Raw genomic sequence first — 14900 nt, forward strand, 5'->3', positions numbered from 1 at the left:
AATAGGTTGTTGGAAATGAATGTAATAGAAACCAAAATCAAGGATTTATTGATATTTGAGCCACGTGTTTTTGCAGATGATCGTGGTTGGTTTATGGAAAGTTTTAACCAAAAGAATTTCGAGCAAGCTTTAACAGAGCGAAACCTAGAAATTCCAAAATTTGTTCAGGATAATCATTCGTACTCTCAAAAAGGTGTATTAAGAGGTTTACATTATCAGCTTAACCCGCATGCCCAAGGAAAACTGGTTCGAGTTGTTCAAGGTCGAGCATGGGACGTAGCTGTTGATATTCGTCAAGACTCACTTACATTTGGTCAGTGGGTAGGGGTGGAGCTTACAGGTGAAAACCATAAGCAGTTCTGGATTCCTGCTGGTTTTGCACATGGTTTTATTGCTTTAGAAGATAATACCCAGTTTTTATATAAAACAACGAATTATTATTCTAAAGAGTCTGAGCGTAGTATTGTTTGGAATGATGAAAATTTAAAAATTGACTGGCCAATTATAAATGATTTAGAGATGATGTTGACAGAAAAAGACCAAAATGCGCCTTCATTTAAAGCACTTCAATGGAGATAAAGTATGAGATTATTGTATGTGTCAGCTTATATTGTTGATAAAAATGGAAATGATGGTATTTCAAAGAAAATACAGAATCAAATAAAAGCATTTGAGAATATTGATTTTAAAGTCGACTATATATATAGAGACTCAGACGGTATAGAGGCGAGATTAGATGGAATTGTTTATAACAAAAAATTAAATAGAGTTTCTTATTATTTCTTTTTTTTAATATTTTGTTTACAGTTGTTAAAAGAAAGAAAATATGAGTATTTTTATTTAAGAAATATTAGCTATGAAACTAATGTATTTATATTGCCATTTTTTTTAAAAAAAATTAAAAAAAAGTGCATTAATAAAATTATGGAGATACCTGCATACCCTTTTGGTGGTGAGGTAAGTACAATTAAGCAAAAAATTACAATTTCATATTATAATATATTAAAAAAAAGGTTTTTTAAGTATATTGATTTAGTGGTTTTTATGGGTGAAAATCAAAATAAAATATGGGGAATTCCTGCTTTAAGAATTATTAATTGTGTGAATTTTAATGATATTGAGATTATACAATATAATCAAAATTATTTTTTAAATAATGAGATTAATATAGTTGGATTAGCTAATTTACAAAATTGGCATGGTTATGATCGTATTATAAAAGGAATTTATGAATATAAGCATAAGAGCTTAAGCAATATAAAAGTTTTTTTTCATATAGTTGGGGATAATCAGCCAGAATATAATAATTTAAAATTATTAACTGATAAGTTGAATTTGAAAAACGAAATAGTTTTTCATGGTAGATTAAATAATCTTGAAATAAAAAGCTTATTCAAGAAAATGGACATTGGTGTAGACTCATTGGCTCGGCATAGAAGTGGTGTTAATTATAATTGTTCAATAAAATCTAAAGAGTATACAGCAATGAACTTACCATTCATTAAAAGTCATTCTGATGATTCATTTGAAAATTTAAACTTCGTGAAAACAATTGAAGCAGATGAATCTCCAGTAGATATTGAAGATTTAATTGATTGGAAGAAAAAAATGGGCGATTTTGAGATGTCAATTCATGATTATGCTATAAAAAACTTTGCATGGGAAAAGCAATTTAAAAATATAGTTAATTTTTTTGAAAATGAAAATCGGTAAATTTTATGCGATTTAAAATTTTCTTACCTTTGATTATATTATCATTTTTCCAAATTATTGGTTTTTTTTGTTATGATAGATTTAACTATAGCTATATTCAAAATTATAAGGTTGGTATCTTAATTTTGTTTTTATATATTTCTTTAATTTTACCTGTATTGTTTTTTTGTATAATTGAGAAGAAAAATAAAATTAAATTTGAAAAAGTGAATGTGAATTCGAAATACAATTTTATTTTTATGTTTATTGCATTGGTTTTTTTATTAAAACCTTTAATTGTTATGTTTGGTGTTGGCTATGAAATGGGTTTTGAGTATTTAAGAATAAATTATTACACTGATGATTCGTTGCGTACCATGATTTATGGGCATCCAACTATAGCAACGCTAATTAATTTTTATGTAATTCCATTATTGTGGGCATATTTAGTATTTGTTTCAAATGCTCAAAATAAAAGTGCAAACCTTGCTTTTTATTTAATTTTATTTTTATTAATACTTTTTAACATGTCTTATGGTGGTCGTTTTAATATTTATTTTGGTCTTTTGATTTTATATTATAAAACTATTTTAAATGGCGGTAATGTATTTAATTATATAAGAAAATATTCAGCTTTGATATTATTGCTTGTGTTTTCATCATTTTGGGTGTTAATTAGTCGAAGAAATGAAGATTCAGATTTTTTTCTTCAAGGATTTGTAGAGGTTTTAGAATATCATTTATTACCACCATTTATTTTAGCACAGAGTATCGATTTTTCTATTTTGAATTATGATGGGTATCCATTTAGAATTGTTGTTACAAGCTTTTTGGCACCTGTAAGTTTTTTACTAGGTATTGATGGTAAACTTTTACCATATGCTTATTATCCTTCTTTATTAAGTGAGTTTAGACTCTATTCCTTTAGTAGTAATAGTTGGTACAATGCATTTGGTACCTTGTTTAATTTCTTTTTTGTTGATAATGGTTATTTTGCACCAGTATTAGTTTTTATTTTTATTACTTATTTAATATATTCTTCATTTTTAATAAGTAGTCAAGATAAAAGAAATAAATACTTGGTTTATGTTTCTTTTATGTTGTATAGTAGTTTATTCCAGGCACCAATATTTTCACCGGGTGTAATATTTATTATACTTTTGTTTCCATTTTTTTGTCATTACCTAAAAGCTAAATAGGTAATTGGGAATAAATTAAATGAATTTTGCAGTTATAGTCACTTATAATCCAAATATTGATAATGTTCTATCATTGCTAAATATTTTAACTGATAATGATTTTCAATGTATCGTTGTGGATAATAATTCGAATACTTCTTTTTTAAAAAATAAAAATAAGTATTCTGTTATAAATTTAGAAAAAAATCTTGGTATTGCTAAAGCTCAAAATATTGGAATAAATAAAGCTGTAAGAAATGGGGCAGATTACATTATTTTTTTTGATCAAGATAGTACGATTGATCAAAGTTTTTTAGATAAACTTACAGGGGATTTTTTGTCTGTAAAAAAATCAGGAGTTAAGTTGGCAGCTATAGGTCCTCAATTTATTGATAAAGAGTTAGGGTTTTATGCTCCAGGCTTGCTTGTTAATAGAAAAGGTTTGATTCATAAAATAGATATTAGCCAAATAAATGAACCAAAAAAAGTGGGTGTGATTATTTCATCTGGATCTTTGGTAAGTACTAAAGCTCTTATTGATATTGGATTCATGAATGAGGATCTTTTTATTGATTATGTAGACACTGAATGGTGTTTGCGAGCTTTAAATAAGGGATATAAAATATATATTTCAAATAATGCACTTATGTATCATAGTATAGGTGAAAAAACAGTAAGACTGGGAAGTATAAATTGTCCTGTACATTCCCCATATCGAAGATATTATAGAATTCGTAATTTATTTTTGCTATGGCGAATGAGCCATATTAGCAAGTTATGGATAGCTAATATGTTTTTGAATAATTTTATTGCTACCTGTATTCTATTTGCTACACAAAAAAATAAAATTGATTATATAAAATTTTTACTGCTGGCAGTTAGAGATGGTTTAAGTAATAAAAAAGGTATTTTAAATGAAAATTAATACTTCAATTGTTATTTATAAGCATAATTTTGAGGATTTAAAACCAACTTTACATAGTTTAGAATCCTCTGATTTAGTTGGGAAAATTATTTTAATAGATAATGATCAAAGTGAATGGGCGATTAAATATAATCATCCTAAAGTAATTTATATGAAATCTGGAGGAAATTTTGGTTTCGGTTATGGGCATAATATTGCAATTCAAAAATTTGCATCAGAATCAGATTTTTTTCTAATTTGTAATCCTGATATTAATTTTGATGTTTCTCAGTTTGAAAGATTGATTCAATTTGCTGAAACTAGGACTGAAGGTCTCTTTTTACCAAAAATAGTTTATGAAAATGGTGAAAACCAGTATGGGGCAAGGTTGTTGCCATCACCATTAAACTTATTTACTCGTAGATTTTCTGCAATCTTAGCTCATAAACTTGATCAAAAATATTTGTTAAAAGCTTTACCTCTGGATAAGCCATCTTTTGTACCGTATCTTTCAGGATGTTTTATGCTATTTAGGTCTGAATGCTTAATAGATTTAAAAGGATTTGATGAGCGTTTTTTTATGTATATGGAAGATATAGATATATCAAGACGCTGTGCAGAAAAGTATGGGAATGTTTATTATCCTTTAGCCCATATTGTACATCAGCATGAACAGGCATCTTATAAAAGCAAACAATTACTTCAAGCTCATTTAAAAAGTGCGATACAATATTTTAATAAGTGGGGGTGGTTTTATGATAAAAATCGGGAACAACTTAATTCTAAATGTTTAAATCAGTTTTAATAAATTAAAGTTTTATGGGTTTATGATAATGCTAAAAAGGTTTGTGGATATTATAATTGTTTTAGTGGCCTTAATTTTTTTATTACCTGTTTTTGGTTTCGTTTTCTACAAAGTAAGAAAAAACCTAGGCTCACCTGTTTTCTTTTTGCAAGAGCGTCCAGGTCTAAATGGAAAAATTTTTAAGATGATCAAGTTTAGATCAATGAAAGATGCTTTTGATCAAAATGGTCATCTTTTACCTGATGAAGAGCGAATTACCGCTTTTGGTCATAAATTGCGTTCTACTACATTAGATGAAATGCCACAATTAATCAATGTGTTAAAAGGGGACATGAGTATTGTTGGTCCTCGCCCTCAAATGAAGGATTTTCTAGAACATTATACTCCTGAACAAATGCGTCGCCATGAAGTTCGTCCCGGTATGACAGGGTTGGCACAAGTCAGTGGGCGTAATCACTTATCTTGGGAAGAAAAATTCGAATTAGATGTAGAATATGTCGATCAGCAATCGATTGGGCTCGATTTCAAGATTATGTTTAAAACTGTTATCGTTATGTTGAAAAAAGAGGGGATTAATGCTTCTGATCAAGTGGTAGGTGCGGTGCGCTTTTCTGAACAGAAATCATCTGAAGCTGATTTATCTCAGAAGTAAGATACTTAACTTACTTATCTAAATTTTATTAGTAAATGTATTATGATCAAAAAAGCTATTCTTCCTGTTGCAGGCTTAGGTACACGTTTTTTACCTGCAAGCAAATCCATTCCTAAAGAAATGGTGACGGTGGTTGATCGTCCTGCCATTGAATATGTCATTAAAGAAGCGATTGCAGCGGGTATTGAGCAAATTATTTTGGTGACGCATTCATCCAAAGCATCCATCGAAAATTATTTCGATCGCAATTTTGAACTTGAGGCGACATTAGAAAATAAAAAGAAATATGATTTATTAAAATTGATTACAGAAATAGTACCCGCTCATGTCAGTATTGTCAGTGTACGTCAACCACAACCGCTCGGTTTAGGCCATGCCGTACTTTGTGCAAAAGACATTGTAGGTCATGAAGCATTTGCAGTTTTATTACCTGATGTTTTAGTCAAAGATAGCGCCGAAAAAAATGACTTGGCAAAGATGATTGAGCGTTTTAGTCAAAATCAAGCTGCGCAGATTATGGTGGAAGCTGTGCCTGATGATATGGTCGATCAGTATGGCATTGTGGATGTACAAGAAAGTCCGGCAGAAGGTCAAAGTATTGTCATGCAAGGTATTGTAGAAAAGCCAGCAGTGGGTACAGCACCATCGAATTTGTCAGTGGTTGGACGTTATGTTTTGCCAGCAAAAATTATGCAACTTTTAGAACAAACACCTAAGGGCGCAGGCAATGAAATTCAACTAACCGATGCGATTGCAATGTTACAGCAAACGGAAGCAGTTGAAGCGTACCGAATGAAAGGTCAAACTTTTGACTGTGGTAGTAAAATTGGTTATCTCAAAGCGGTGTTACACTACGGTGTTGAACATGCAACATTAGGCGCTGATTTTAAACAGCTGATTAAAGAATTAGAAATTTAAGGTTAGTCAATTATGAAAATTGCGGTATTCGGTGCAACTTTACAGGCAGCCGTAATGAGTGCCTTATCTGCAGAAATGGGTCACTTTGTTTCTTGGTGTCCCGAATCAGATTTAACACATTTTGAGCTAGGGCAGTTAAATTTTGATTCAGAGCTAACACATGCGATAGAAATGCAGCTGAGTCAAAATTTTTTACAGATCACAGATCAATCTATTCTTGAAAAAGACTTTGATGTTTATTTATTTGCATTTAACCCTTCAAATTTTGATGACGCGATCGCGCTTGCTGAGAATTTAAGCCAAAAAGCGATTATTCATCCCAAGCTCATGATTAATGGTTCTACCTTTGGCTTTAATGGGACATCAAAACTCCAGCAGCTTTTACCTAAAGATGCGTGGGTTTACCTACCGGATATCATACAGGATGGTCGTTCGATAGAGAGTTTGACTCAGGCGAAATCTATTGTCGTTGGTTTTGATCAAGATCAATTTGCAAAAATGCAGATTACAGAACTTCTACGTCCGTTCTTTCCACGGGAAGAGCAACTTATTTTTATGCCCATTTTAGATGCTGAATTCACCAAACTCAGTATTTCCGGCATGTTGGCAACACGCATTAGCTTTATGAATGATTTGGCTTTGGTTGCTGAAAAATTGAATATTGATATTGAAAATGTACGCAAAGGCCTCAGTGCGGATAATCGTATTGGATCTAGTTATTTATATGCGGGTGTTGGTTTTGGTGGTGAAAATTTCTCGCGTGATATTCTGACTTTATCGCAAACTATTTTTGATTCAGGAAACCATAGTCGACTCTTACAACAAGTTTGGGAAATTAACGAACAGCAAAAAGAAGTCCTGTTTCGAAAATTTTGGAATTATTATCACGCTGAACTTCAGGGTAAAACAATTGCCATTTGGGGTGCGGCATTTAAAGCGAAGTCTTCAAGTGTAGTGAATTCACCCATTCATAGCATGCTGCATGCGTTTTGGGCACAAGGCGTGACGGTTAAACTGCATGATCCGAAAGCATTAAAAGAAATTGAACGTATTTATGGGCAGCGAGATGATTTAGTTTTGTGTGATGATCAATATGAAGCAGCACGTGGCGCTGATGCACTCTGTTTGATTACCGCATGGAAACAATATTGGAGCCCAGATTACAAATATTTAAAACAGTTGATGCAACATCCTTTTATTTTAGATGGTCGTAATGTCTATGATCCATCTTATGTGAAAGCGCAAGGATTTGCATATGAGGGGGTAGGGCGTTCATGAATAGTATTGAAAAATTTCCCTTGCATGATACGGATCTGATTCAGGAAAAACTAAAAAGTTTTGCCCAACAAGAGCAAGAGATTAATTTAAATTATTTATTTAAAAAAAATAAAAAACGTTTTGATGAATATTCCGTTCATGCGGGTCAGTTATGTTTTGATTATAGTAAGCACCGTGTTGATGAGCGTATTATTAACGAGCTTATTTGTTATGCGGAATCACAACATTTGGGTAACTGGATTCAGCGCTTATTTTCTTTAGAAAAAATTAATTACACTGAAAATCGCGCAGCGATGCATTGGGCTTTGCGTTTGCCGAAGCAAGATAGTACACATGCAGATTTGGCAGCGCAGGTACATAGTCAGCTTGATCGTATGTATCAATTGGTCGAAAAAATTCATCAGGGTCAGTATCGGGGAGCTACAGGTGAGGTCATCCATGATGTGGTCAATATTGGTGTCGGTGGATCAGATCTTGGTCCTTTAATGGTGTCTCAAGCGCTGACTGATTTTAAAGTTCAAACTGCTCAAAAATTAAAAGTCCACTTTGTTTCAACGATGGATGGCAGCCAACTTTCAGATCTTTTACATCAGTTTCGTCCAGAAACCACCTTATTTATTATTTCATCCAAGTCTTTTGGCACCATTGATACGCTTTCTAATGCACAAACGGCAAAATGCTGGCTTGAGCAATCTTTAGGAACGTCGAAATCAGTTCTAAGATGTCACTTTGTTGGTGTTTCAACCAAGCCCGATAAGATGACCGAGTGGGGAATCAGCACTGAAAATCAATTCTTATTGTGGGATTGGGTCGGTGGACGCTATTCACTATGGTCGTGTATTGGTTTGCCTATTGCATTAAGTATTGGGGTCGAGGGCTTTAAACAGTTGCTTGCTGGTGCTTATGAAATGGATCAGCATTTTCAGAACACACCACTTGAACAAAATATTCCTGTGTTGATGGGTTTATTGGGAATATGGAATAACAACTTCCTGAATATTCAAACTCATGCGGTACTTCCTTATGATGGTCGGCTGAAATATTTTGCGGCTTATTTACAGCAATTAGAAATGGAGTCGAATGGTAAGTCGATTCAGCGTTCTGGTGAAAAGGTCGTATCAGATACATGCCCAATTTTATGGGGTGAAGTTGGACCAAATGCCCAGCATGCTTTTTATCAGCTACTGCATCAAGGTACACATGCTGTGAGTTGTGACTTTATTGCACCGGTGAAACGCTATAATGCCAATCAATTTACCTATGTTGAAAATGCAGAGGCTTTAGTTGAACAACACCATTTAGCCTTATCGAATTGTTTGGCACAATCACGTCTATTGGCCTTTGGCAATCATGTTCTAGATCCGAAAGAAGTAGAAAGTTCACCCAAATATAAACAATATGCAGGCAACCAACCGACCACAACAATTCTGTTAAAAGAGTTGAATCCACGTAGTTTAGGTATGCTGATTGCGATGTATGAGCACAAGGTATTTGTGCAATCTGTGATGTGGAATATTAATCCCTTTGACCAATGGGGCGTAGAAAAAGGTAAAGAAATTGCCAATCAACTGTTACCGATTCTCAATCAAGAGCAAGCTGATGTTTCTGATCTTGATTCTTCAACGCAAGGTCTATTAAGAATTTTACTGGGAAAAGCTGATGGCTAAAATTTTAGTGACGGGTGGTGCAGGTTATATTGGCTCACATACCTGTGTTGAACTGTTAAATTCAGGGCATGAGGTTGTTGTGCTGGATAATTTATCCAATAGTTCTGAACAGTCTTTAACACGTGTGCAAGAACTGACAGAGAAATCGTTGATCTTTATGCAAGGGGATATTCGAGATGCTGAAATTTTGGATACCGTCTTTGCTGAACATCAGATTGATGCCGTCATTCATTTTGCGGGTTTAAAAGCCGTAGGTGAAAGTCAGCAGATTCCACTGAAGTATTTTGACCATAATATTGCGGGTTCGATTTGTTTAGTGCAAGCGATGCAACGCGCAAAGGTATTTAATTTAGTGTTTAGCTCATCGGCAACGGTCTATGATGAAGCCAATACGTCACCGCTGAATGAAGATATGCCAACAGGCATACCCAACAATAATTATGGTTATACCAAACTGATCGTTGAACAACTGTTGCAAAAGTTATCCGTAGCTGATGAGCGTTGGTCGATTGCATTACTGCGTTATTTTAATCCCGTTGGTGCGCATAAAAGTGGTCGCATTGGTGAAGATCCACAAGGTATTCCGAATAATCTGATGCCTTATGTGACTCAGGTTGCAGTCGGGCGTCGAGAAAAATTGGCTATTTTTGGCAATGATTACGATACAGTTGATGGGACTGGCGTGCGTGATTATATCCATGTGGTCGATTTAGCCCGTGCGCATTTATGTGCGTTGAATAATCGTTTAAATGCTCAAGGTTGTCGTGCATGGAATATTGGCACAGGCAATGGTTCATCGGTTTTACAAGTCAAAAATACCTTTGAACAGGTCACTGGCGTAGCAGTTGCTTTTGAGTTTGTAGCACGGCGTGAAGGGGATGTAGCAACATCATTTGCCGATAATACGCGTGCTGTAGCAGAATTGGGCTGGCAGCCGCAATATGGCTTAGAAGATATGTTGGCAGATAGTTGGAATTGGCAAAAACAAAACCCGAATGGTTATCGTGATTAATATCCTAAGTAGTTTTGTAGCTCGTTCATCAAATCAAAAAGGAGCTAAATAAAAGCTCCTTTTTGATTAATTGAGGTTTTTAGCCTTCGATCAATTGGGTCACTTCATCCACATATGCCTGGATGCTTTTTGGATTTTGATCGCGACGGCTTTCAATGTTTAAACGCAATAGTGGTTCAGTATTTGAAGCACGGACATTTAAACGCCATTCACCGAAATCTAGACTCACACCATCTGTGTAATCAATCACTGGTTTTTGCTCATCATAGTGATCAAAAATCTTTTGAATCGTAGTTTGAGTATCAGCAACTTTAAAGTTGATTTCACCCGAACATGGGAATTTGGCAATCATTTCTTCTACAAGACTTGATAATGATTGTTTGGTTTCCGATAATACGACAACGGCCAATAACCAAGGAATCATGCCACTATCGCAATAAGCGAAGTCACGGAAATAGTGATGTGCACTCATTTCACCGCCATATACCGCGTTATGCTCACGCATGACATCTTTAATGAAGGCATGACCTGATTTTGATTGTACAGCAACACCTTGATATTGCTCAACGACATCAAGTGTATTCCACACTAGACGTGGATCGTGTACAATTTTTTCACCCGATTGTTTCAGTAAAAAGGCTTGAGCCAGTAGACCGACAATATAGTAGCCTTCAATAAATTGACCTTTTTCATCAAAAAGGAAGCAACGGTCGAAGTCACCATCCCAGGCAATACCCATACCTGCTTGATGTTTTAATACCGCATCACGGGTACTATCACGGTTTTCAATCAAAAGTGGATTGGGAATACCATTCGGGAAAGTGCCATCTGCTTCATGATGAATTTTAACAAATTCAATCGGTACATTCAGTGTTTCAAATTTCGCTTGAATCGCATCAACGACATGACCTGCAGCACCATTTCCGGCATTTACTACTAATTTAATTGGACGTATTTTTGAAACATCAATGTAAGTCATCAGATGTTCAATAAATTCAGGCAAAATATTGTAGTTTTGAGTTGTGCCTTTTTGTGCAACTTCACTAAACTCAGCTTTTTCAGCTAAAGCACGGATCTCTTTTAGACCTGTATCTGCACTGATTGGACGTGAATTTTCACGAACCAATTTCATGCCGTTATAATCCATAGGATTATGGCTCGCGGTAATTTCAATGCCACCTTGAACATCGAGATGGAATGCACCGAAATATACTTCTTCTGTGCCTGTCATACCTAAATCGAGGACATTAACGCCTGCATCATTTAAACCACGAATGGTGGCTTGTTTTAATGCTTCACTGCTCAAACGAACATCACAACCGATTACCACTGTTTTAGGTTGATAAATCTGACCATAAGCCCGGCCAATTTTATAAGCGATGTCTTCGTTTAATTCTTCACCCAATTTTCCACGAATATCGTAGGCTTTAAAGCATGTGAGTTTTATCATGTGAGTTATCAAGATCCTTTAAAACTAATGGGAAACGGAAGGAGTGACCATATCATAGCACTATAATTCTCTCATCGGATTTCGTGCAGTCATGATTGTAACCGCCTTATTTATGTGATGTTCAATCGGTTTTTTATCTCAATCTCATGATCTATATTATCGAGTATGAGTTATGTGATTGGTGAAGATGAATTTTTTACTGAGCGCCATTTCTCAAGAATACGCTCTGCCCAGCCTTCATAATAACGAGCATCAACGGCAATAAGGTCTTTTGCAGGATGGTTAATCATATATGGCTCTATGTTATGAATTGTAGCCAAGAATTCTTTAGGCCAACTTAGAGATTGTGACAGGATTGCAATTTTGAAAGGCTCTATCTGCCGATTCATGAATCGATTGGTATTAAAATTATACCGGAGCATGAGTGTGGAAATATTTTTTTTCCCATCTGATGTATCTATTTCACATAAGTAAAACAGCTCATTATGATTCTGATCAAGTATTAGTGTTACATAAAATCGGCGATTTTTACCATTCTTGAGTTTATGTCCTTTAAATCTGCCACATTTTACGAAATCTTTATTATGGATGTTTATGACTTTATATCCCTTTTTCTCGATTTCTTTTATCATTAGGAAAAAATTATGATGATGCTCATCTACAAAAGCGGTTCCTGAATCTATAGTAAAGCCTGGTAAAGTACCATCATCTTGTGCTTCGCCACCTGCAAAACCATGCTCTATTGAATCATTTTTTCTACCTGTATTCCCTCCTTGACCGGCAATTTCTGAACGGGAGGCATGTATAGAGAAGCGTAGGTCTTCAATAGTAAGAATTTGCCCAACTTTATTTCGAAGTTGTGTAATTTGCTGATCGATATCAGTATTAGCTTCACTGTCAAGTTTAGATTTATCTTGGCTCACTTGCTTTTTAAGCTGCTCATTTTTATTAAATACATCTTTAATTTTTCTCAATTTTTTTTGAGAGACCACATGAAATATAATGGGCTTCTCTATTCCTGTTTTTAAATTTTCGAACGAATTGATACGCTCGATCCGAAAAATATTTTTTTCTGGATACATGCAACCATCCATATCGAGTTGAATGTTGTCCAAGACAGGGGCATCCATATCAAAGTGATAGGCTTGGGAATGAGCCTGATTTGCAATGGTTTTTTCATAAACACTTAAGAATGCCTGATTTAATTCAGGGTGTAAAAGAATTAAGGCGAGTTTTTGTAGAAAAACACGATCTTTTAAATCCTTTGCAGTTATTTTTCTGTTCGGTGCAATAAAAATATGAAATGCTTTCTTTTCATTGCGATCAATTAGTACATCAGTTGTGTATCTTTCAGCAAACAGTGCCGCACGTAAAAAATAGGGGTGAGAGAAGAGAAGATCTCGTCCTAATACCAGTTTAGGTATTTGAATGGTCCACCCATCCAAAGCATCTTCAGGATTGTGATATTGGAAACTGAAGCAAGAACGATTTCGATATGTTGGATGAGTATTTACAGTTGGATTTTCTGCATTGGTCTCGTTCAAATTTCCCAAATTGATTTGAGTGAGCTTACGGTTGACTAGAGGTACTGGGTCAATTTGATTTAGCGGTGTTTTGTAGTGATATAAGAGGATGCTTTCAATTGGCATTGTAGTATCAAAATATCTATTATCAGGTGCATCACATAAAGTGGTATCGATATCAAAACGAGTTTCCCCACGATGAGTAATCTGCGTTGCATAATAGTAAATGTTTTCTTTTGGTACACAGGCTAAAGGAAGAGTCCTCACTATTTTTACCCCATTATATGATTAAAAAATCGACGTGCTTCTGGCGTTAAGCGTTCTGGGCTTAATCCGGATAGGCGTAAAAAAATGCTCGGTGGATAGTACTTATTCTCAGTTTGTTGATGAATATAGGTCCGAGTAAGACGACGTATTTGATAACAGTCGACTGACTCAGCGTAACGCTCCAAAAATGTTTTGGTCAACGGCAGAAAATGCCAATTTTTCTCAATCAGGCTAACATGACCTAGTTGTTTGATCAATTTTTTTTTGGTCCATTGTGGTGAATCTAAGTCTTCTAATAATTCATCACGTATCTTAATCAATTGTTTCATAAACTGACGATCCCGAACATTCCAATCGACACGTGGCTTGGGTGGGGAAAGTGGTGCCATGACAGCGGTTTGATTGATTTGTAACAGCCAGTCTTTATGATTACGATATAAACGTGCGTACAGTGCGCCATCATGTTTACGAGCTAGTTTGACTGACATATCATGAATCAATTGTATCCATTTGAGTTGATCCTCCGACAATGTTTGATTGATCTCAGGTTTCACATTGACTGTGATGGTTTGTTCCTCTATAGCTGTGGTCGCCATATCAAGGTACTGTTGATATGTGTGAATTGGACTGTATTTGGGAGAAAGAGCCCTTATTAGGATCAAATGTTCGAGATATGAAAAAGCTTTTCGGTGTTTTCTGCAGATATTCTTGAGCCAGCAATTCTCAGACCGCAGATCACCTAAGTGATAGTATTGAAGAAAACTTTCCCCCCAATAATTGACAACAAGTTGACGGACTTTTTCATAGTTGACATTTTTTTGACCTGATAGTAAATCCTTGTCTTTCAATAGGTTGAAATAGGCCTTCGATAAAATCGAAAAATCTTGCACAGTGATGTAGGTTGAATGAGTGAGTAGCTCTTCGATTAGTTCTGCAAGCTCGATATGGTGATGTAAGTCCTGTGGATTAAATTCGAGCTGTGAAGAGTCCTTAAGAGCATTTAAATGAGCAACATAAAATTTTCGGTCTAGTCCATTGCAAGGGACAGAGCTTACAAAAAGAGGTTGTTGATGCCTTGTACAATACTCGTATCCAGTAATCTGCCAGCTGCGTTTCCAGTAGACTTCACCATATTGCTCCATCTGTTCTTGCCAGCAGTGTGGACAGAACCGAAAAAAATTCACAGATTTAATCCGCGACGCATTTTTTCCCAGTCTGGTATGCAGTGATTGAGTGCGCTCACTTCGTAGAGCTTGTACTGCATAATTCACAACGCTATCTGGTTGAAATGGCTGAAATAGGGGGAACAATGTATGATTTTGAATGAGACTATGCGCATCATAATGATCAGGTAAATAACTTGCCAATCTATCGAGATGAGTGGATAAATCATAGGTTGGCGTTAAGTTTCTGCTATTAAACAATTCTTCAGTGAGATATTTAGGACTGATAATGCCATTATGAACTGCATAACGTGCAATCACGCTATAAATTAATTCGTTTGGATATGGTATTGGAAAGTTTGAGATCATGATGCTTCATCCTCTCAGTTTT

General features: G+C 35.0%; 13 protein-coding genes. 10 read left to right on the forward strand and 3 right to left on the reverse strand.

What is annotated here, in order from left to right; genetic code table 11:
- Positions 1-15 precede the first annotated feature (15 nt).
- The 10 genes from rfbC to galE are packed head-to-tail and all read left to right on the forward strand — an operon-like array spanning position 16 to position 10106.
- The gene (rfbC, locus tag BLV99_RS10820; RefSeq protein WP_092690500.1) at positions 16-579 is read left to right on the forward strand and encodes a dTDP-4-dehydrorhamnose 3,5-epimerase; all 564 of its coding nucleotides are present in this window, start codon (positions 16-18) and stop codon (positions 577-579) included.
- Positions 580-582: 3 nt separating this feature from the next.
- Complete coding sequence (locus BLV99_RS10825) at positions 583-1713, forward strand: glycosyltransferase (RefSeq protein WP_092690503.1); 1131 nt, start codon at positions 583-585, stop codon at positions 1711-1713.
- Positions 1714-1718: 5 nt separating this feature from the next.
- Positions 1719-2891 carry an O-antigen polymerase gene (locus tag BLV99_RS10830; RefSeq protein ID WP_092690506.1) on the forward strand — a complete coding sequence of 391 codons (1173 nt, stop codon included), beginning with the start codon at positions 1719-1721 and terminating at the stop codon, positions 2889-2891.
- Positions 2892-2910: 19 nt separating this feature from the next.
- On the forward strand, positions 2911-3795 hold the full coding sequence (locus BLV99_RS10835; RefSeq protein ID WP_092690508.1) for a glycosyltransferase family 2 protein: 885 nt from the start codon (positions 2911-2913) through the stop codon (positions 3793-3795).
- On the forward strand, positions 3785-4579 hold the full coding sequence (locus tag BLV99_RS10840; protein WP_092690511.1) for a glycosyltransferase: 795 nt from the start codon (positions 3785-3787) through the stop codon (positions 4577-4579). Before BLV99_RS10835 ends, BLV99_RS10840 begins: the two co-directional genes overlap by 11 nt.
- A 28-nt stretch (positions 4580-4607) precedes the next feature.
- Complete coding sequence (locus tag BLV99_RS10845) at positions 4608-5231, forward strand: sugar transferase (RefSeq protein ID WP_092690513.1); 624 nt, start codon at positions 4608-4610, stop codon at positions 5229-5231.
- A gap of 42 nt (positions 5232-5273) precedes the next feature.
- Positions 5274-6149 (forward strand): UTP--glucose-1-phosphate uridylyltransferase GalU, encoded by an 876-nt coding sequence (galU, locus tag BLV99_RS10850; RefSeq protein WP_092690516.1) that lies wholly within the window; start codon positions 5274-5276, stop codon positions 6147-6149.
- Positions 6150-6161: 12 nt separating this feature from the next.
- The gene (locus BLV99_RS10855; RefSeq protein WP_092690519.1) at positions 6162-7427 is read left to right on the forward strand and encodes a UDP binding domain-containing protein; all 1266 of its coding nucleotides are present in this window, start codon (positions 6162-6164) and stop codon (positions 7425-7427) included.
- Positions 7424-9094 (forward strand): glucose-6-phosphate isomerase, encoded by a 1671-nt coding sequence (pgi, locus tag BLV99_RS10860; RefSeq protein ID WP_092690522.1) that lies wholly within the window; start codon positions 7424-7426, stop codon positions 9092-9094. The genes BLV99_RS10855 and pgi overlap by 4 nt, the downstream gene beginning before the upstream one ends.
- Positions 9087-10106 carry a UDP-glucose 4-epimerase GalE gene (galE, locus tag BLV99_RS10865; protein ID WP_092690525.1) on the forward strand — a complete coding sequence of 340 codons (1020 nt, stop codon included), beginning with the start codon at positions 9087-9089 and terminating at the stop codon, positions 10104-10106. Before pgi ends, galE begins: the two co-directional genes overlap by 8 nt.
- Before the next feature lie 79 nt (positions 10107-10185).
- Here galE and BLV99_RS10870 read toward each other — a convergent pair whose 3' ends face one another.
- The 3 genes from BLV99_RS10870 to BLV99_RS10880 all read right to left on the reverse strand — a co-directional run bounded on the left by BLV99_RS10870 (position 10186) and on the right by BLV99_RS10880 (position 14878).
- Entirely contained in the window at positions 10186-11556 is a 1371-nt protein-coding gene (locus tag BLV99_RS10870; RefSeq protein ID WP_167356325.1) for a phosphohexomutase domain-containing protein, read from the reverse strand.
- Between the two features lie 170 nt (positions 11557-11726).
- Positions 11727-13346 carry a Tn7-like element transposition protein TnsE gene (locus BLV99_RS10875; protein WP_092690527.1) on the reverse strand — a complete coding sequence of 540 codons (1620 nt, stop codon included), beginning with the start codon at positions 13344-13346 and terminating at the stop codon, positions 11727-11729.
- Positions 13347-13351: 5 nt separating this feature from the next.
- Positions 13352-14878 (reverse strand): TnsD family Tn7-like transposition protein, encoded by a 1527-nt coding sequence (locus BLV99_RS10880; protein ID WP_092690530.1) that lies wholly within the window; start codon positions 14876-14878, stop codon positions 13352-13354.
- Positions 14879-14900: the final 22 nt, after the last annotated feature.

Origin of the sequence: Acinetobacter kyonggiensis (assembly GCF_900107285.1) — a bacterium.
Classification (GTDB): Bacteria; Pseudomonadota; Gammaproteobacteria; order Pseudomonadales; family Moraxellaceae; genus Acinetobacter; species Acinetobacter kyonggiensis.

What these genes read in the sequence shown, in the direction of transcription:
- BLV99_RS10830 (WP_092690506.1), top strand. Translation starts at nt 1,719, where the DNA reads ATGCGATTTAAAATTTTCTTACCTTTGATTATATTATCATTTTTCCAA.
- BLV99_RS10840 (WP_092690511.1), top strand. Translation starts at nt 3,785, where the DNA reads ATGAAAATTAATACTTCAATTGTTATTTATAAGCATAATTTTGAGGAT.
- pgi (WP_092690522.1), top strand. Translation starts at nt 7,424, where the DNA reads ATGAATAGTATTGAAAAATTTCCCTTGCATGATACGGATCTGATTCAG.
- BLV99_RS10880 (WP_092690530.1), bottom strand. Translation starts at nt 14,878, where the DNA reads ATGATCTCAAACTTTCCAATACCATATCCAAACGAATTAATTTATAGC.
- BLV99_RS10835 (WP_092690508.1), top strand. Translation starts at nt 2,911, where the DNA reads ATGAATTTTGCAGTTATAGTCACTTATAATCCAAATATTGATAATGTT.
- BLV99_RS10845 (WP_092690513.1), top strand. Translation starts at nt 4,608, where the DNA reads ATGCTAAAAAGGTTTGTGGATATTATAATTGTTTTAGTGGCCTTAATT.
- galE (WP_092690525.1), top strand. Translation starts at nt 9,087, where the DNA reads ATGGCTAAAATTTTAGTGACGGGTGGTGCAGGTTATATTGGCTCACAT.
- rfbC (WP_092690500.1), top strand. Translation starts at nt 16, where the DNA reads ATGAATGTAATAGAAACCAAAATCAAGGATTTATTGATATTTGAGCCA.
- galU (WP_092690516.1), top strand. Translation starts at nt 5,274, where the DNA reads ATGATCAAAAAAGCTATTCTTCCTGTTGCAGGCTTAGGTACACGTTTT.
- BLV99_RS10870 (WP_167356325.1), bottom strand. Translation starts at nt 11,556, where the DNA reads ATGATAAAACTCACATGCTTTAAAGCCTACGATATTCGTGGAAAATTG.
- BLV99_RS10825 (WP_092690503.1), top strand. Translation starts at nt 583, where the DNA reads ATGAGATTATTGTATGTGTCAGCTTATATTGTTGATAAAAATGGAAAT.
- BLV99_RS10855 (WP_092690519.1), top strand. Translation starts at nt 6,162, where the DNA reads ATGAAAATTGCGGTATTCGGTGCAACTTTACAGGCAGCCGTAATGAGT.